At 62.9% G+C, this 18,080-nt stretch carries 13 protein-coding genes; 9 read left to right on the top strand and 4 right to left on the bottom strand.

What is annotated here, in order from left to right:
* Positions 1 to 35: 35 nt before the first annotated feature.
* The 4 genes from BLV09_RS36220 to leuC form a co-directional block, all read right to left on the bottom strand.
* On the bottom strand, positions 36 to 680 hold the full coding sequence (locus BLV09_RS36220) for a DUF4239 domain-containing protein (RefSeq protein WP_244548924.1): 645 nt from the start codon (positions 678 to 680) through the stop codon (positions 36 to 38).
* A 285-nt stretch (positions 681 to 965) separates the two neighbouring features.
* Positions 966 to 2,105 (bottom strand): 3-isopropylmalate dehydrogenase, encoded by a 1,140-nt coding sequence (leuB, locus tag BLV09_RS36215; RefSeq protein ID WP_167559015.1) that lies wholly within the window; start codon positions 2,103 to 2,105, stop codon positions 966 to 968.
* Complete coding sequence (gene leuD / locus BLV09_RS36210) at positions 2,102 to 2,737, bottom strand: 3-isopropylmalate dehydratase small subunit (RefSeq protein WP_146690832.1); 636 nt, start codon at positions 2,735 to 2,737, stop codon at positions 2,102 to 2,104. Before leuD ends, leuB begins: the two co-directional genes overlap by 4 nt.
* 2 nt (positions 2,738 to 2,739) lie before the next feature.
* A complete protein-coding gene (gene leuC, locus BLV09_RS36205) occupies positions 2,740 to 4,128 on the bottom strand; it encodes a 3-isopropylmalate dehydratase large subunit (protein WP_146691459.1) in 1,389 nt (462 codons plus the stop codon).
* 325 nt (positions 4,129 to 4,453) lie between these two features.
* Here leuC and BLV09_RS36200 point away from each other — a divergent pair, with 325 nt between their 5' ends.
* The 9 genes from BLV09_RS36200 to BLV09_RS36160 all read left to right on the top strand — a co-directional run bounded on the left by BLV09_RS36200 (position 4,454) and on the right by BLV09_RS36160 (position 18,078).
* The gene (locus BLV09_RS36200) at positions 4,454 to 5,539 is read left to right on the top strand and encodes a type III polyketide synthase (RefSeq protein ID WP_349536707.1); all 1,086 of its coding nucleotides are present in this window, start codon (positions 4,454 to 4,456) and stop codon (positions 5,537 to 5,539) included.
* Complete coding sequence (locus BLV09_RS36195; RefSeq protein WP_146690831.1) at positions 5,536 to 6,051, top strand: isoprenylcysteine carboxyl methyltransferase family protein; 516 nt, start codon at positions 5,536 to 5,538, stop codon at positions 6,049 to 6,051. Before BLV09_RS36200 ends, BLV09_RS36195 begins: the two co-directional genes overlap by 4 nt.
* On the top strand, positions 6,048 to 7,643 hold the full coding sequence (locus BLV09_RS36190; RefSeq protein WP_244548923.1) for a DHA2 family efflux MFS transporter permease subunit: 1,596 nt from the start codon (positions 6,048 to 6,050) through the stop codon (positions 7,641 to 7,643). Before BLV09_RS36195 ends, BLV09_RS36190 begins: the two co-directional genes overlap by 4 nt.
* Positions 7,644 to 7,969: 326 nt before the next feature.
* On the top strand, positions 7,970 to 9,325 hold the full coding sequence (locus BLV09_RS36185) for an MdtA/MuxA family multidrug efflux RND transporter periplasmic adaptor subunit (RefSeq protein ID WP_146690830.1): 1,356 nt from the start codon (positions 7,970 to 7,972) through the stop codon (positions 9,323 to 9,325).
* On the top strand, positions 9,322 to 12,423 hold the full coding sequence (locus BLV09_RS36180; protein ID WP_100383062.1) for an MdtB/MuxB family multidrug efflux RND transporter permease subunit: 3,102 nt from the start codon (positions 9,322 to 9,324) through the stop codon (positions 12,421 to 12,423). Before BLV09_RS36185 ends, BLV09_RS36180 begins: the two co-directional genes overlap by 4 nt.
* Positions 12,424 to 12,440: 17 nt before the next feature.
* Positions 12,441 to 15,716, top strand: a complete 3,276-nt coding sequence (locus tag BLV09_RS36175; protein ID WP_146690829.1) for an efflux RND transporter permease subunit — start codon at positions 12,441 to 12,443, stop codon at positions 15,714 to 15,716.
* A 139-nt stretch (positions 15,717 to 15,855) separates the two neighbouring features.
* A complete protein-coding gene (locus tag BLV09_RS36170; RefSeq protein ID WP_146690828.1) occupies positions 15,856 to 17,382 on the top strand; it encodes an efflux transporter outer membrane subunit in 1,527 nt (508 codons plus the stop codon).
* 11 nt (positions 17,383 to 17,393) lie between these two features.
* Positions 17,394 to 17,711 (top strand): hypothetical protein, encoded by a 318-nt coding sequence (locus tag BLV09_RS36165; RefSeq protein WP_146690827.1) that lies wholly within the window; start codon positions 17,394 to 17,396, stop codon positions 17,709 to 17,711.
* A gap of 10 nt (positions 17,712 to 17,721) precedes the next feature.
* A complete protein-coding gene (locus BLV09_RS36160; RefSeq protein ID WP_146690826.1) occupies positions 17,722 to 18,078 on the top strand; it encodes a BA14K family protein in 357 nt (118 codons plus the stop codon).
* Positions 18,079 to 18,080: the final 2 nt, after the last annotated feature.

Raw genomic sequence — 18,080 nt, 5'->3', positions numbered from 1 at the left:
TCGCGTGAGATGACAAGAGAATGGAGATATGTGGATCAGGGTTTCATGTTTTCGAGGGCCTGCTGCATCGGCGCTGGAGAAACCCGAATGAAGCCTGCGAAAGGATGGTCCATGTCGACAATCAAATTCACGGCCATCGACACCGAAAACGCACCGGCGATGATGGTCGCGAGAATGATGCCGTTGAATGGGGCGAAGATCGCGTAGCTGAGAAACAACAGGCTGAGCCAGAATACCACCACAATAAGAAACGGGCGAGGTGTCCGGCTGCTTTCCTGCACTGCGAGCAAACGGCTGGTTCGCTTCAGCTCTCCGGCCAGTTGCAGGGCGCTCGACCGGGCGGCGCGCTGAACCTCGGTTGTTGGCGTCAAAGACCGCAGCCGATCCTCGATATCATCGAGCATCTTCACCGTCTGGGCGTGGTCCATCGCCGGCGGCGTGCCGCGCTCAGCCGGCCAGGTCTGCGCGATTTTTCCCGCCGTGAAGTCGCGCAGCAGCGAACGCGTGTCGTTTTGTTCCGCCCCAAAATGCTGGAGTTCGCGATCAAGCAGCGTGAGATTGGCGCTGAACTCCTCGATCTCCTTGCTTCGCGTATCGAAGCTTTTCTTCGTACTGGCGATCAGCAATCCAAGCACCAGCGCGGCCACAATGGCCACCACGTTCATCGTGGTCTGCACCATTCTCTGCGTGGCGTCCGTTCGTTGGCCTTGCGGTATTATTTTTTGCAGCAGAAGACCGGCCACCCCTGCCCCGAAGATGCAACAGAAGGCGAACAGTCCTATTCCCGTAAACATCCTGATCCAATCGGAAGGGCCGCCGCAGCCAACGCAGACGAATGAGGCAACCGCTGCTTCCTCAATCTACTAGTGAACATCGATCCAGTCCAACGCGCGCCCCACCGAAAGCAGCGCAGCCGCCGCCGGCAATGATCATCAGCGCGGACCGCCGGGTGAAGGACGTCGCCATCACACCGATTCCTTTTGCTTGGCTGCGACCTTTTCAAGCGCGCTGAGCACGGCGTCGCCCATCTGCTCGGTCGACAATCTTGTGGCGCCGGCCTCCGCAATGTCGGCTGTGCGCGCGCCGTTTGCCAACGCCGTGTCGACGGCCTTCTCCAGCAGGTCCGCGTCGTCGGGCCGGTCGAGCGTCAGGCGCAACATCATGGCGACGCTGAGAATGGAGCCGAGCGGATTGGCGATGCCTTTGCCGGCGATGTCAGGCGCGCTGCCGTGGACCGGCTCGTAAAGCGCCTTGCGACGGCCGAATTTATCGACCGGGCCGAGCGAGGCCGACGGCAGCATGCCGAGCGAGCCCGACGCCATCGCCGCGCAATCGGACAAGATGTCGCCGAAGATATTGCCTGTTACCATCACGTCGAACTGACGCGGCTCGCGCACGATCTGCATCGCGGCATTGTCGACATAGAGATGGTTGAGCTCGACGTCGGAGAACTCCTGCTTGTGAAGCGCAATCACCTCCTCGCGCCACAGCACGCTGGTTTCCAGCACGTTCGCCTTGTCGACCGAGCAGACTTTCCCCTTGCGCGTGCGTGCCAGCTCAAACGCGGCGCGGGCGACGCGACGGATCTGATTGGTGGTGTATTGCTCGGTGTTGAAACCGCGGCGCTGGCCATCGGCAAGCGTTTCGATGCCGCGCGGCTCGCCGAAATAGATGCCGCTGGTGAGTTCGCGGATGATGACGAAATCGACGCCCCTCAGCACTTCGGCCTTCAGCGGCGCGGAGTCCGCCAGCGCCGGACTGGCAACGATCGGGCGCAAGTTCGCGTAGAGATCGTATTTGCGGCGCATCGACAGCAGGCTTCCGGCCTTGCGCGCCGCCGGTGGCACTTCCTTGGTCTCGGGACCGCCGGTCGCCCCCCACAGGATGGCGTCGGCTTCCTCCATCGCCTCGACCGTATCTTCCGGCAGCACCTTGCCGGTCGCCAGATACGGAATGATGCCATATTGCGCCTCGCGCATCGTCACTGGCACACCGCGATTGGCGGCGAACCATTTGAGCACCCGATGTGACTGCGCCGTCACCTCGGGGCCGATACCCTCGCCGCCGACGACGGCGACCTTGAACATGTTGGAACGATTATTCATGCCGGTGTCCCCGCAAAATGAATCCACGGCCGCCGGTTGCGGTCGGCCGCCTGGAACGCCCTGATTTCGTCGTCGCGCTGCAAGGTCAGCGCGACCTCGTCGAGACCCTTAAGGAGACCGGCGCGGCGGCGCGGATCGATCTCGAAATGGTGCCGCTTGCCTGTCGGCGAGGTGATGGTCTGTTCCTCGAGATCGATGCCGATGCGGCCGGCGCCTTGCGTAAGTTCGACCTCGGCCGCAAGGCCATCGACGATCTCCTTGTCGACAATGATGGGCAGGATACCGTTCTGAAAACAATTGGCGAAGAAGATGTCGCCGAAGCCCGAGCCGATCACGGCGCGGATTCCCATTTCCTGCAGCGCCCATACCGCACCCTCGCGGGAAGAGCCGCAGCCGAAATTTGGCCCGGTGACGAGAATCTCCGCCTGCCGATAGGGCTCGCGGTTCAGGATGAACTCAGGATTCTCCGATCCATCGGGCAGATAGCGCAACGAGCCGAACGCCCATTTGCTGAGCGTGCCGCGAATGCCGTTGCCGACCAGGCGTTCGATGCGGATGATCACGTCGGTATCGATATTGGTGCGCATGATCGGAGCGGCGATCGCGCTGAGTTTGTTGAAAGGTTTCGGCATGCTCAGCGCTCCATCGTTCGCGCGTCGGCGATGGCGCCGGATATCGCGGCGGCCACAGCACTTGCCGGGCTCGCCAGATGGGTCCGCGCGCGCGGCCCCTGGCGGCCGATGAAATTGCGATTGGACGTCGAGACCGAGCGCTGGCCGGGAGCGACCGTCTCGCCGTTCGCCGCAAGGCACATCGAACAGCCGGGCTCGCGCCATTCGAAGCCGGCGTCGGTGAAGATCTTGTCGAGCCCTTCGGCCACCGCATCGCGCTTGACCGTTTCCGATCCCGGCACGATCCAGGCGCGCACCCCCGGCGCGACCTTTCGGCCGCGCGCGACTTCGGCAGCGGCGCGCAGATCGCTCAAGCGGCTGTTGGTGCAGGAGCCGATGAAAACCCAATCGACCGGCGTGCCGGCGATCAGTGCACCACCCTTGAGGCCCATGTAATCAAGCGCGGTTTCGATCGCGGCACGGCGCGCCGGATCGTCAATCGTTTTGGGATCGGGAATGCGACCGTCGACGCCGACGACATGTTCCGGGCTGATGCCCCAGGTCACCTGCGGAATGATCTTGTCGACATCGATGACGACTTCCCTGTCGAACACCGCATCGGGATCGCTCGGAAGCTGCCGCCAGGCGCTGACCGCCTGCTCCCACATCACCCCTTGCGGCGCATAGCGGCGCCCGCGGATGTATTCGAAGGTTTTTTCATCCGGCGCGACCATGCCCATCTTGGCGCCGAGCTCGATCGAGAGGTTGCAGATGGTGAGCCGGCCTTCGACCGGCAGATCGCGGATCGCACTCCCGGCATATTCGACGGCGTAGCCGGTGCCGCCGGCCGCACCGACGTAGCCGATCAGCGCCAGGATCAGATCCTTGGCGGTGACGCCGAGCGCAAGCTTGCCCTCGAATTTTACGCGCATGGTCTTCGGCCGGCGCTGGATCAGGGCCTGCGTCGCCAGCACATGCGTAAGCTCGCTTGAGCCAATACCAAACGCCAACGCACCCAGCCCGCCATGCGTGCAGGTATGGCTGTCGCCGCAAACGATGAGGCAGCCGGGGAGGCTCAAGCCCAGTTCGGGACCGATGACATGAACGATGCCCTGCCCGGGTTCGTCGACATCGAACAACTGAATGCCGCTGGCGGAAGTCTCGACCCGCAGCGCCGCCAGCAATTCCTGGCCGATCTTGATGGTGCCGGCCCGTCCGCGCGCGGTCGAAATCGCGTGGTCCGGCGTCGCAAACGTCAATTCCGGATTATGGACCGTGAGACCGCGGCTCTTGAGATCGAGCAGGCCGCGCGAGCCGCCGAGATCGTGCAGCAGATGACGATCGACATGAAGGAGATCGGTATCATCGCTGATCTGCGCGATGACATGCTGGTCCCAGATTTTGGCCAGCATCGTACGGCCGGGTTGTTCCAAGGCACATTCTCCCTTTCGGCTCTGGTTGCCTGTTCTTCACGGGCGCGGGCTCCAGGCTCTTGTGAAGATATCAAAGCACAGCAAGCCGCGGTCCGGCTAGGGCCGGCGGGAGAGATCACGGCTGCAAAAAGGCGATATGACGTTCGCTCTGAGGTAACGATCTCGCGTGTGACCCAAGCGCAACGGTAACCAACGACTCACCTTTTATTGACCCGCCTGATCCGTGATTTTTTTCGGCCGCCGAAATATTCGCGTCATACGAATGTTTGTTATCACAATGGCACCAGCCCCGGAGAGACTCCAAATGCCCAAAGTTTCCCCGGCGGCTAAACGTGCGCCGATGCCAAAGGCTGCGCTGGTCTCGCTGGCAACATCTGTCCCTCCCAACGTGTTTTTGCAGAAGGATGTTCTAGCTGCGGCATGGGAAGTGTTCGGACCCCGCCTTCCCGAGTTCGAAACGCTGTCGAGCATTTTCACCAATACCGGGATCGTCAAGCGTTACGGCGTGAAACCGTTCGACTGGTATCTCCAACCGCGCGGCTGGCCGGAACGAACCAAGGCCTTTCTAGAGGGCGCCGAGGCGCTCTTTGTCGATGCCGCGAATAAGGCGCTGGCGAACGCGCAACTTTCCGCCGCAAATATCGACACGATCGTCACCATCAGCTCCACCGGAATTGCCACGCCCAGCCTGGAAGCCCGTGTCGCCGGCCGCATGGGATTCCGGTCCGATGTGACGCGCGTGCCGGTGTTCGGCCTCGGCTGCGCGGGCGGGATTTCGGGCCTGTCGATCGCGGCGCGGCTCGCGCAGGCGCGACCGGGAAGCAACGTGTTGCTGGTCGCGGTCGAGCTATGCTCGCTAGCGCTTCGTCTCGACGAACTCACCAAGGCCAATATCGTCGCCACCAGCCTGTTCGGCGACGGCGCGGCCGCGGTGATTTTGCGCGCGGGCGATGGCGGTGAGACCCAGATCGAGAATTCCGGCGAACATCTCTGGCCGAACACCCTCGGCATCATGGGCTGGAACGTCGATCCCGAAGGCTTCGGCGTGATCTTCCAGCGCACCATCCCGAATTTCGTCACCGCGCATCTCAAGCCCGCCGTGGTGCAGATTCTGGCGAACATGCAGCTCTCGATGGCGGACATCGACCGCTTCATCTGCCATCCCGGCGGCGCGCGGGTCATCAGCGCACTGGAGACGGCGCTGGCGCTGGATCAAGGCACGCTCGACCATGAACGGCAGATCATTGCCGATTACGGCAACATGTCGGCGCCCACCGTGCTGTTCGTTCTTGAACGCGCGCGCAACGCAGGGCTGCCGTCACGTTCATTGTTGACGGCGCTCGGACCCGGCTTCACCGTAAGCTGCGTCACGCTGCGGCACGCCACTTGACGCTGGCTGAGATCATTCTCGCCCTCGTCACGCTGCAGCGGATCGCAGAACTCGCCATCTCACGTCACAATACAGGCAAACTGCTGGCACGCGGGGCCGTCGAGCTTTCACCTAAGCATTACCCGCTCATCGTCGCGGTACATACGGCGTGGCTGGTCTCGCTGTGGGTATTCGGACGCCACCAGGAAGTGAATGCCTTTGCCTTGGCGGTTTATCTCGTGTTGCAGGGCTTGCGCGGCTGGGTGCTGTGGACGCTGGGCTCACGCTGGACGACGCGGATCATCGTGCTACCGGACGCGCCGTTGGTATCCGCTGGACCCTATCGATTTCTGTCGCATCCCAATTACGCTGTCGTGGCCGGCGAGATCGCCGTGTTGCCGCTGGCGCTGTATCTTCCGTGGCTTGCTATCCTCTTCACGGTCCTCAACGCTGCGGTTCTGACGATCCGCATCCGCGCCGAAAACCGCGCGCTCGCGGCGTCGCGTGATAAGATCGTGTCCGGTGCACCATGAACGAACGGCCGATCGAGACAGACGCGCCGCGTGCCGCCACATGGCTCGGCTTCGTGCTGATGTGCCTCGGCATGTTCATGGCGATTCTCGACATCCAGGTCGTCGCGACGTCGCTGCCCACGATCCAGCATGTGCTTGCGATCTCGCAGGACGCGATGAGCTGGATTCAGACGGCGTATCTGATCGCCGAGATCATCGCGATCCCGCTGACGGGATGGTTGACACGCGTGCTGACATTGCGATGGCTGTTCGTATCGGCCATCAGCCTGTTCACCTTGGCCTCGATCGGCTGCGCGTTCAGCGGCAGCTTTTCGATGCTGATCTGTTTCCGCGTGCTGCAGGGCTTTGCCGGCGGCACGCTGATCCCGGCGGTGTTCTCCGCCGTGTTCCTGCTGTTTCCGCTCCGCCTGCACCCGATCGCCACCACGATGGCCGGCATCATGGCGGTGCTGGCGCCGACGGTCGGCCCTGTGGTCGGCGGCTGGATTACCGAGACCTTCTCATGGCACTGGCTGTTCCTGATCAACGTCATTCCCGGCGTGATCGCCGCCAGCGCCACGCCGTTCCTGCTGCCGCGCGACAAACCTAATCTTTCCGACCTCGCGACGCTCGACGGATATTCTCTCGGGCTGATGGTCGTCGCGCTTTCGAGTCTCGAGATCGCGCTGAAGCAAGCGCCGCAACAGGGGTGGCTTTCTCCGGTGAACTCCATCCTGTTCGTAACGAGCGCAGCCGCAGCGATCGTCTTCGCGCGCCGGACACTGAAGGCCGCGCACCCCATCGTCGAACTGTCGACGCTGGGCACGCGCGCGTTTGCGATCGGCTGCGCCTTGAGTTTCTGCCTCGGCGTCGGCCTGTTCGGTTCGGTCTATCTGATGCCGGTGTTCCTCGCTTATGTGCGCCGTCACGATGCCTTCGAGATCGGCACCATCATGCTGGTCACGGGCGTTGCGCAACTCATCACCGCGCCGGTTGCCGGCGCGCTGGAAAGCCGATGCGATCCGCGCTGGCTGTCGGCCATGGGGTTTGGCCTGTTCGCGCTCGGACTAGGCTGCAGCGCATTTCAAAGCCGCATTGCGGATTTCGACGAGATGTTCTGGCCGCAGGTGTTGCGCGGCATCGCCATCATGTTCTGCCTGCTGCCGCCGACCCGACTGGCACTCGGCGCCTTGACGGCCGCGCAGGTGCCTGATGCGAGCGGCCTGTTCAACCTGATGCGAAACCTCGGCGGAGCCATCGGCATCGCATTGATCGACACCATCCTCTATGGACGCACGGCGGGACACGCCGAAGCACTGCGCGATCGGTTGATCGCAGGCGACATCACCGCGGCGCGGGCGATCGGGCTTGATGTGCATCTGTTCACCCACCGCCCTCCCGACGTGTCGGACGCGACCGTCGAAGCGTATGTCCGCCCCATGGTCGAGAAGGCCGCGTTTGCGCTCAGCACCAACGAAGCATGGGCGTTGCTGGCCTGCGTGGCGCTGTTCGGATTGATGCTGATTCCGTTCGCGGGCCGGCCAACGCAAACCGCGGATACACGCTCCAGCCGGCCGACTTCCGCACCAAACGCGCGGTCTCCTCAGCAATGAATAAGTGAACCTCGGGCGCGCCGGATCACACTAAACTGAGGTTTTTGTGAAACTGTGGTTTTTCGGTCGCGCAAGGCCTGCAATCTCTGCGAAAAAACGCCGCTTGAGCGGCTGGTTGTGTAGGATAGGCCTATGATTCTTTCCGATTATTAATGCGATAAGTCCCTGCTGGAAGTGTACTTCTTTGCTCCGGGGGCGGTTGCGAGATATCGTTCAAAACGCCTAAAATGATCGGCCCGTCACGCTCAGTTTGAACGATTCATACCCACGACAGGTCACGCAATGAGAGGCCTGAAAATGAGCGACGGTTCGGCAATGGAACGTTCATGAACCAACCCGTGAAACCTCCTCAGGAAGCGCCCCCTCAGCGGGCGGTTCCCTCTCCGGCTGGCGCTCCGCCAGTCGTCAAGCCTCGGTCGGGCTATCGCTTTGTGCTGACCTGCCTTGTGTTGCTGCTGATCGTTGCCGGCATCGTCTGGTGGAGCAAGCAGCAGAGCGCGCCGGAGCAGGCGGGCGGCGGACGCGGCCGCAATGCCGGGCCGATGTCGATCGTGCCGGAAGTTGTCGGCAAAGGCGACATTGGAATCAATCTCAACGCCCTTGGCACGGTCACGTCGCTGGCGACGGTGACAATCAGAAGCCAGATCAGCGGCTATCTGATGAAGATCGATTTCAAGGAAGGCGATGAGGTCAAGAAAGGCGATCTGATCGCGGAGATCGATCCGAGGCCATACGAAGCCGCGTTGAATCAAGCGAAGGGAAATCTCGCGCGCGACGAAGCGCTGCTGAAAGGCGCGCAAGTCGATCTGGCGCGCTATCAGGGGCTGGCGGCACAGAATGCGGTGCCGCGTCAGACGCTGGATACCCAGGTCGCGCTGGTCGCGCAGGATCAGGGCACGGTGGAAGCCGACCGCGCTGCCGTGAGGGCCGCCGAGGTCAACTTGAATTATTGCCGCATCCTGTCGCCGCTCGACGGTCGCGTCGGATTGCGTCAGGTCGATCAGGGCAACTATGTCACGCCGGGCGATGCCACCGGTCTTGTGGTCATCACGCAGTTGAAGCCGATCAGCGTGCTGTTCACGGTGCCGGAAGACAATTTGCAGCCGATTTCGAAACGTCTCCAGGATGGCGCCGTGCTGCCTGCGACCGCGCTTGATCGTGGCGGCGCCACCAAGATCGCCGACGGCACCTTGCAGACCTTCGACAGCCAGATCGATCCGACCACCGGAACGATCAAGCTGCGCGCGCAGTTTCCCAACGAGAACGAGGCGCTCTATCCGAACCAGTTCGTGAACATCCGCCTGCTGCTCGACACCCACAAGGGCGTCACCACGATGCCGACGGCGGGCGTCCAGCGCGGCGTGCCCGGCACGTTCGTCTACCTGGTCAACGCCGATGACACCGTCTCGGTCCGCAAGATCGACCTCGGCGTGACCGATGGCGACCGCGTGGAAGTCAAATCGGGGCTGCAGCCCGGCGATCGCATCGTCGTCGATGGCGCCGACAAGCTGCGCGATGGCGCCAAGATCAATGTGCGCGCGGAGGCCGATACCAACGTGCAGCCGGCCGGCGCCGGAGCGACGCCTGGTGCAACTCCCGGATCAACTCCTGGAGCCGGAAAAGGCGGCAAGAGACGGCATCCGGAAGGCGAACAAAAACAAGATAGCGGACAAAAGCAATGAGTCCCTCCCAGCCGTTCATCTTACGGCCGGTGGCGACAACATTGCTGATGATCGCCATCATGCTGTCCGGCATGCTGGCGTTTAAGTTCCTTCCCGTGGCCGCGCTGCCCGAGGTGGATTATCCGACCATCCAGGTGCAGACCTTCTATCCCGGCGCCAGTCCCGACGTGATGACGTCGTCGGTGACCGCGCCGCTGGAAGTGCAGTTCGGCCAGATGCCGAATCTCAACCAGATGAGCTCGGTGAGTTCGGCCGGCGCATCCGTCATCACGCTGCAGTTCGGGCTTTCCATCTCGCTCGACGTCGCCGAGCAGGAGGTGCAGGCCGCGATCAACGCCGCGGGCAATCTGCTGCCCTCCGATCTTCCGGCGCCGCCGATCTACGCCAAGGTCAACCCGGCCGACGCGCCGATCCTGACGTTGGGATTGACGTCGAAAACCATGCCGCTGACGCAGGTCGAGGACTTCGTTAATACGCGCCTGGCGCAGAAGATCTCGCAGCTTCCCGGCGTCGGCCTTGTCAGCCTTTCGGGCGGCCAGCGGCCGGCGGTGCGGATCCAGGCCGACATCCGCAAGCTCGCGGCTTACGGGCTGAACATCGACGATCTCAGGACCACGCTCGGCAACGCCAATATCAACACGCCGAAGGGCAATTTCGACGGCGCGATGCGCGCCTACACCATCAACGCCAATGATCAGATCAAGAACGCCGCCGACTACAAGTCGCTGATCGTCGCCTACAAGAACGGCTCGCCGGTCCGCCTCAGCGATGTCGGCGACGTCGTCGACGCCGCCGAGAACGACAAGCTCGGCGCCTGGATGAACGAGACGCCGGCGATCATTCTCAATGTCCAGCGGCAGCCCGGCGCCAACGTCATCTCGGTGGTCCAGGGCATCAAATCGCTGCTGCCGCAATTGCAGGCCTCATTGCCCTCCGCAATCGACCTCGACGTTCTGACCGACCGCACCGTGACCATCCGCGCCTCGGTGGAGGATGTGGAGTTCGAACTGTCGCTCGCCGTGTTGCTCGTGGTGCTGGTGATCTTCGTGTTCCTGCGCAACGCGCGCGCCACGTTGATCCCGAGCCTGTCGGTGCCGCTATCGCTGGTCGGCACGCTCGGCGCCATGTACCTGTTTGGCTTCAGTCTCAACAATCTTTCGCTGATGGCGCTGACCATCGCCACCGGTTTCGTGGTCGACGACGCCATCGTCGTGATCGAGAATATCTCGCGCTACATCGAAGAGGGCGAACAGCCGCTGCAAGCCGCGCTTAAAGGCTCCCAGCAGATCGGCTTCACCATCATTTCGCTGACGGTGTCGCTGATCGCGGTGCTGATCCCGTTGTTGTTCATGGGAGACGTGGTCGGCCGGCTGTTCCGGGAATTCGCCATCACGCTGTCGGTCACGATCCTGATCTCGGCCGTGGTGTCGCTGACGCTGGTGCCGATGGCCTGCGCCAAGCTGCTCAAGCCCGAATCCGAAGCGCATGAGAACGCGTTCCAGCGCTACAGCCGCGAAGGGTTCGACCGCATCATCGAGCTCTATGGTCATGCGCTCAATTGGGTGCTCGATCGCCAGACCTTCGTGCTTTTCATCGCGCTCGGCACCTTCGCGCTGACCGCGTTCCTCTACATCGTGATTCCCAAGGGGTTCTTCCCGCTTCAGGACACCGGCGTGATCCAGGCGATCTCCGAAGCGCCGCAGTCGGTTTCCTATGCAGCGATGGCGGAACGGCAGCAGCAGCTGGCCAGCGTCATCCTGAAAGACCCCGAAGTCGAGAGCCTGTCGTCGTTCATCGGCGTGGACGGGACCAACACCACGCTCAACAGCGGACGCATCCTGATCAACCTCAAGCCGTATGATCAGCGCAAATCCGGCATCGCGACGATCATGCAGCGCATCAAGGACGCGACGGCCTCGCTGACCGGCATCACCCTCTACATGCAGCCGGTTCAGGACCTGACGATCGAGGGCACCGTCAGCCGCACCCAATACCAGTTCGTCCTCGAGGATTCCGATCCCGCGCAACTCAACGAGTGGGCGCCGAAACTTGTCGACAAGCTCAACCAGCTCCCGCAATTCGCCGACGTAACCAGCGATATATCGGCATATGGGCTTTCGGTGTTCGTCGATATCGACCGCAACCAGGCCGCCCGTTTCGGGATCACGCCCGCCACGATCGACAATGCGCTCTACGATTCCTACGGCCAGCGCATCGTCTCCACGATCTTCACCAATTCAAACCAGTACCGCGTCATCCTTGAAGCCGATCCGAAATTGCAGACCTCGCTGGATTCGCTGTCGTCGATCTACCTGCCCTCCTCCGTCGGCAGCACGCCGGTGCCGCTGTCGGTGATGGCCAAGATGCGGACGGAGACCGCGCCGCTGCAGGTCGCGCATCTCGGCCAATTCCCGGCGGCGACGATCTCCTTCAACCTGGCGCCCGGCGCCTCCCTTGGCGAGGCGGTGACGGCGATCAAGCAGGCGCAGGTCGATATCGGCCAGCCGGCCAGCGTCATCACCGCGTTCCAGGGCGCCGCGCTGGCGTTTCAGTCGTCGCTGTCCAATCAGCTCTTCCTGATCCTGGCTGCGATCGTCACCGTCTATATCGTGCTGGGCGTGCTCTATGAGAGCTTCATCCACCCGATCACCATTCTGTCGACGCTGCCTTCCGCCGGCATCGGCGCGCTGCTGGCGCTGATGGCCGCCGGCAACGATCTGACGATCGTGGCGATCATCGGCATCATCCTGCTGATCGGCATCGTCAAGAAAAACGCGATCATGATGATCGACTTCGCGCTGGATGCCGAGCGCAACGAGGGCAAGCCGCCGCGCGAGGCGATCTATCAGGCCTGCCTGTTGCGGTTCAGGCCGATCCTGATGACCACGATGGCCGCGGTGCTCGGCGCGCTGCCGCTGATGCTGGGCACCGGCGCGGGCTCCGAATTGAGGCACCCGCTCGGCATTTCGATCGTCGGCGGCCTCCTGGTCAGTCAGTTGCTGACGCTGTTCACGACGCCGGTGATCTACCTCTGGTTCGATCGCCTCGCCGTGCGCTTTGCCGGACGCTCGCGCGACGTCAGCCCGGCCACCAATTGAACGAACGCTGAACCGAAATGGGCCCGTCAACACCATTCATTCGCCGGCCGGTCGCAACGACGTTGCTGACATTCGGACTCGCGGCGGCGGGCGCCGTGGCGTTTTTCAAGCTGCCGGTGTCACCGCTGCCGCAGGTGGATTTCCCGACCATTTCCGTGCAGGCAACCCTGCCGGGCGCCAGCCCACAGGATGTGGCCACGACGGTGGCCAGCCCGCTCGAGCGCCACCTCGGGCAGATCGCCGACGTCACCGAGATGACCTCATCTTCGTCGGTCGGCTCGACCCGCATCACCCTGCAGTTCGGACTGAACCGCGACATCGACGGCGCCGCGCGTGACGTGCAGGCCGCGATCAACGCCGCCCGCGCCGATCTGCCGACCAGCCTCCGGTCCAACCCGACCTATAAAAAGGTCAATCCGGCCGACGCCCCGATCCTGATCCTGACCCTGACATCCGACACGGCCTCGCGCGGCGACCTCTATGACGCGGCATCGACCGTGCTGGCGCAAAAACTGTCGCAGGTCGAGGGCATCGGCGAAGTCGGCGTCAGCGGCAGTTCGCTGCCCGCGGTGCGCGTTGATCTCATTCCACAGGCGATCTACAAATACGGCATCGGGCTGGAGGACGTGCGCGCCGCGCTGTCGAGCGCCAATGCGCACAGTCCAAAGGGCGGGATCGACGTTGGCGAGCAGCGCTATCAGATTTACTCCAACGACCAGGCCAACAAGGCGGCCGATTACCAATCGCTGATCGTCGCCTACCGAAACGGCGCGCCGGTGCATCTTTCCGATGTCGGCGAGGTTACCGACGGCGTGGAAAACCTGCGCAATTCCGGTCTCGCCAACGGCAAGCCGGCCGTCCTGATCATTCTCTATCGGCAACCCGGCGCCAACATCATCAGCACCGTGGATCGGGTGATGGCGCTGATGCCGCAACTGCGGGCTTCGATTTCCCCGGCTATCGACGTCGAGGCGGCAGCCGACCGTTCGACCACCATTCGCACCTCGCTGCGCGATGTCGAACGCACCCTGATCCTTGCGGTATTGCTGGTCATCGTCGTGGTGTTCGCGTTCCTGCGGAACCTGCGCGCCACCTTCATCCCTGTGGTCGCGGTGTCGGTATCGCTGATCGCGACCTTCGCCGCCATGTACCTGATGGGCTACAGCCTCGACAATCTTTCGCTGATGGCGCTCACTGTCGCAACCGGTTTCGTCGTCGACGATGCCATCGTGGTGCTCGAAAACATCACCCGCCATATCGAGGACGGGATGACGCCGCTGGATGCCGCGCTGAAGGGGGCCAGCGAAGTCGGCTTCACCGTGCTGTCGATGAGCATCTCGCTGATCGCCGTCTTCATCCCGATCCTGCTGATGGGCGGCATTGTCGGCCGCCTGTTCCGTGAATTCGCGATGACGATCTCGATCGCGATCCTGATCTCGCTTGCGGTTTCGCTGGCGACCACGCCGATGATGTGCGCCGTCTTGCTGCGCGGCGAGACCGGCCGGCCGCACGGACGGCTCTATCAGATCAGCGAACGCTTCTTCGACGGAATGCTCAATCTCTATCGGCGCTCGCTGACATCGGCGCTCAAGCATCCGGCGACGACGATGCTGATCCTCGCGGTCGTCTTCGGCCTCAATTTCTACCTGTACGACGTCATCCCGAAAGGCTTCTTCCCGCAGCAGGACACCGGGCGTCTGATCGGCTCGATCCAGGCCGACCAAAGCATTTCGTTTCAGTTGATGCAGCAGAAGCTGGCGCAGTTCGTCTCCATCATCAAAAAGGACCCGGCCGTTGAAGCGGTCGTCGGTTTCACCGGCGGCGGCCAGACCAATTCCGGCTTCATGTTCGTCTCTCTGTATCCGCTCAACCAGCGCCACGTCTCCGCCGACGGCGTGATTGCGCGGCTGCGGCGCGAGATGGCAGTCGTGCCGGGCGCAACCCTGTTCCTGCAAGCGGTGCAGGACATCCGCGTCGGCGGCCGGGCCAGCAACGCGCAGTATCAATATACGCTGCAGGGTCCCACGCTGGAGGAACTCAACGAGTGGTCGCCGAAGATCGCCGCGGCGCTGCAACGAGAGCCCAACCTCGCCGACGTCAATAGCGACCAGCAGAACAAGGGGCTTGAATCCGACCTCGTGATCGACCGCGACGCGGCCGCCCAGCTCGGCATCACCGTCAGCCAGATCGACAACACGCTCTATGACGCGTTCGGCCAGCGCCAGGTTTCGACCATCTATGTCGCCCGCAACCAGTATCACGTGATCATGGAAGTGGCGCCGCGATATTGGCAAAATCCGGAAACGCTGAAGGACGTCTATGTCAGCACATCCGGCGCCTCGGTCGGCGGCTCGCAGGCGACCAATGCGGTCGCGGGAACCGTCACCGCGCCGGGGCAATCATCCTCGGCCAATTCCGCCAATGCGCAAGCCGCCCGCAACCTCGCCACCAACTCGATCGGCGCCACCGGCAAAGGCGTGGCCTCGACCGGCTCGGCCGTTTCCACCAACCAGGAAACCATGATTCCGCTGTCCGCGGTCGCGAAGTTTACGCAAGGTGCGACGCCGCTGGCCGTCAATCATCAGGGCCTGCTGGTCGCCAACACTATCTCATTCAACCTGCCGCCCAACGTCTCGCTCAGCACCGCCGTCGCCACCATCGATGCCACCATGAACCGGATCGGCGTGCCCGCCACGATTCGCGGCACCTTCCAGGGCACGGCGAAGGCGTTCCAGGATTCGCTCGCCAACCAGCCTTTCCTGATTCTGGCAGCGCTGGTCACGATCTACATCGTGCTCGGCGTGCTCTATGAAAGCTACGTGCATCCGCTGACGATCCTGTCCACCCTGCCGTCCGCCGGCGTCGGCGCCCTGCTGGCGCTGATGGCGTTCCACGTCGAATTCAGCATCATGGCGCTGATCGGCGTCATTCTGCTGATCGGCATCGTGAAGAAGAATGCGATCATGATGATCGATTTCGCGCTCGAGGCCGAGCGCGGGCGCGGCCTCAGCTCCTTTGACGCGATCTACGAGGCCTGCCTGTTGCGCTTCCGGCCGATCATGATGACGACCATGGCCGCCCTGCTCGGCGCGCTTCCGCTTGCGATCGGCATGGGCGATGGCGGCGAACTTCGCCAGCCGCTCGGCATTGCGATCGTCGGCGGCCTTCTCCTCAGCCAGGTGCTGACGCTCTACACCACCCCGGTGATCTATCTGTACATGGATCGCTTCCGCCTCTGGGCCCAGAGGCTCAGGGGTGTGGCACCGGTCGCCAGGCTGCAACCGGGCGAATAGATGTCAACAACAACGGCTATCAAAGGCAAAGGCCTAGCGCTTGAACGAGCCCTGTGCGATGTGGGGATCGAAGCAATGTCTTTTCTGCGGACGCCGCAACGCAGGACACAATTGAAGTCGCAGCTCGAGCCGGTGGCCCATGAGTAACCTTGCGCCGAAGTCACACTTCTGGTTTGCGCGATCCGGCGGCAAGGTCCGTATCGCCTCGGCCCTCGCCGTGCTTCTGCTCGCGCCGGAATTGTCGGGCTGTATTCTCGGCAGCGAGCGCCCCGAACTTAATCTCGAAGTTCCAGCCGCCTATCACGAAGCGTCGTCGCGCGCGCCTGATGCCGCCGTCCCGGCGCTGGATTGGTGGCGCGGATTCCGCTCCGCCGAACTGACCTCGCTGATGGAGCAGGCGCAGATCTTCAACCTCGACATCGCGGTAGCCGTGGCCCAGATCGTCCAGGCCGATGCGCAGGTCGGGGTTCAGGGAGCTCCGCTGCTGCCATCGGTGACCGGCACGGCGACCGCCGAGCGCGAGCATTTCGGATCGCAGAGCGGCAGTAGCAGTAGCACTAGCAGCGGGCTTGGCAGTGTCAGCAGTGGTGGCGGCGCCTCGACCTTCAACCAGTTCAACACCGGCCTCACCGCGAGCTACATGATCGATTTCTGGGGCAAGAATCGCGCGACGCTCTATGCAGCGGAAGAAAGCGCGACAGTGGCCCGGTATAATCGCGACGTGGTGACGCTCACCACCATCGTCACGGTTGCCAACACCTACTTCCAGGTTTTGGCCGCGCAGGACGAACTCGCGGTCGCGCGCCGCAATCTCGCCGCCGCCGAGCGCATCCTGGCGCTGATCCAGCAGCAGTTCAACGGCGGAACGGCCTCGCAGCTCGACCTGTCGCAACAGGAAGCGCTGGTCTCGACCGAACGCGCGGCGATCCCGCCGCTCGAAGTGACGTTGAGGCAGAATATCGTGGCGCTCGCGCTGCTGATGGCGCGCGCGCCCGCGAACTTCAACGTCAAGGGCGGAACGCTGACCTCGATCTCCGTTCCGCGCGTGACGCCCGGCCTTCCTTCCGAATTGCTCTATCAGCGGCCGGATGTTCGTCAGGCCGAGGCGCAGCTCGCCGCCTCCAATTTCAGCGTCGAATCGGCGCGCGCCGCATTCTTTCCGCAGATCCAGTTGACGGCGACGACCGGCGTGCAGAGTGCCGCACTTGCCTCGCTGTTTGGTCCGGGCGCCTGGTTCTACACGCTATCCGCGGGACTGACCCAGCCGATCTTCGACGGCTTCCTGCTCGAGAGCGAGTTGAAGCAGGCCAAGGGCGTGCAACTGCAAAACCTGCAGGCCTATCGCAAGGCGGTGCTGTCGGCCTTCAGCGATGTCGAGAAGGCCCTCGTCGCGCTGGCGCAGTTCACCCGGCAGGAACGGCTCCAGATCGAAGCCGTGAAAAATTCGCAGCGGGCTTTCGACGTCTCCGAGACGCAATTGCGCGCCGGCACCGTCAACCTCATCACGGTGCTGCAGACCCAGCAAACCCTGCTCACGGCCGAGAACACGCTGGCGCAGGTGCGATTGACCAAGCTTCTGGCCGCCAGCAGCCTGTTCCAGGCGCTCGGTGGCGGATGGACGCCGGACGGCAAGCTGGCCTCCCTGCCGCCACAACCGCAACCGTGAGGGGCTCTGCCATGCGGGGAATGATCTTTGGTGCGGCAGCGATCCTGATGGTCACGATGGCAGGCAGCGCGCTGGCGCCCGCCCATGCGCAGCTTGCCAACAACACGCCGCTGACATTCGGCATGAGCGCGGACGAGGCCTCGCAGGCGCTGGGCACACAATTGATTTACGTCAGGGGCCGTCCCGGCAACGAAATGTTTCTCGCTCTGCCTAACGTGAAAGGCAGCGCGCTATCGGATCGGAGGGACGGACTCTATTTGCAATTCCGGCGCGGCAAGCTTGACGGCTGGAAAGGCGATTGGGGGACGAACCGGCCATGTTGCAACTGATGGCGCTGTCATGAGCAAACTGAGAGCATCGATCGCAGCCGCAATGATCCTGTCGTCCGCGGGCGCAGCACCGGTGCTTGCGCAGAGCACCCACGAACCCTTCCTGCGCAGGGATACGCCTCCCACGGCCTGGTATTATGACAATCGTGACGACACGCGCGATTTTCAGGCTAATGGCGTTTTTCCAGGCGATTTCGCCGCCAGACCCGGCCTCGCCTGGCTGGGGGCGGCCGGAATAATCGGGTCCACGCTGTCAGGCGGATCGCATTTTGGTCCAATTTATTGCACGCGCCGATATCGTTCACATAACCCGATGCCCGGTTATTTCCAGGGCGATGACGGCGTGTGGTATCGTTGCCGGGGTTAACC

The organism is Bradyrhizobium canariense (assembly GCF_900105125.1).
GTDB lineage: Bacteria > Pseudomonadota > Alphaproteobacteria > Rhizobiales > Xanthobacteraceae > Bradyrhizobium > Bradyrhizobium canariense_A.
The sequence above is the reverse complement of the archived record's forward strand: the minus strand, read 5'-3'. Positions and strand labels throughout refer to the sequence as shown.

Excerpts from the sequence above, each read along its gene's own strand:
- BLV09_RS36220 (WP_244548924.1), bottom strand. The coding sequence starts at position 680 with ATGGTGCAGACCACGATGAACGTGGTGGCCATTGTGGCCGCGCTGGTG.
- leuB (WP_167559015.1), bottom strand. The coding sequence starts at position 2,105 with ATGAATAATCGTTCCAACATGTTCAAGGTCGCCGTCGTCGGCGGCGAG.
- leuD (WP_146690832.1), bottom strand. The coding sequence starts at position 2,737 with ATGCCGAAACCTTTCAACAAACTCAGCGCGATCGCCGCTCCGATCATG.
- leuC (WP_146691459.1), bottom strand. The coding sequence starts at position 4,128 with ATGCTGGCCAAAATCTGGGACCAGCATGTCATCGCGCAGATCAGCGAT.
- BLV09_RS36200 (WP_349536707.1), top strand. The coding sequence starts at position 4,454 with ATGCCCAAAGTTTCCCCGGCGGCTAAACGTGCGCCGATGCCAAAGGCT.
- BLV09_RS36190 (WP_244548923.1), top strand. The coding sequence starts at position 6,048 with ATGAACGAACGGCCGATCGAGACAGACGCGCCGCGTGCCGCCACATGG.
- BLV09_RS36185 (WP_146690830.1), top strand. The coding sequence starts at position 7,970 with ATGAACCAACCCGTGAAACCTCCTCAGGAAGCGCCCCCTCAGCGGGCG.
- BLV09_RS36180 (WP_100383062.1), top strand. The coding sequence starts at position 9,322 with ATGAGTCCCTCCCAGCCGTTCATCTTACGGCCGGTGGCGACAACATTG.
- BLV09_RS36175 (WP_146690829.1), top strand. The coding sequence starts at position 12,441 with ATGGGCCCGTCAACACCATTCATTCGCCGGCCGGTCGCAACGACGTTG.
- BLV09_RS36170 (WP_146690828.1), top strand. The coding sequence starts at position 15,856 with ATGAGTAACCTTGCGCCGAAGTCACACTTCTGGTTTGCGCGATCCGGC.
- BLV09_RS36165 (WP_146690827.1), top strand. The coding sequence starts at position 17,394 with ATGCGGGGAATGATCTTTGGTGCGGCAGCGATCCTGATGGTCACGATG.
- BLV09_RS36160 (WP_146690826.1), top strand. The coding sequence starts at position 17,722 with ATGAGCAAACTGAGAGCATCGATCGCAGCCGCAATGATCCTGTCGTCC.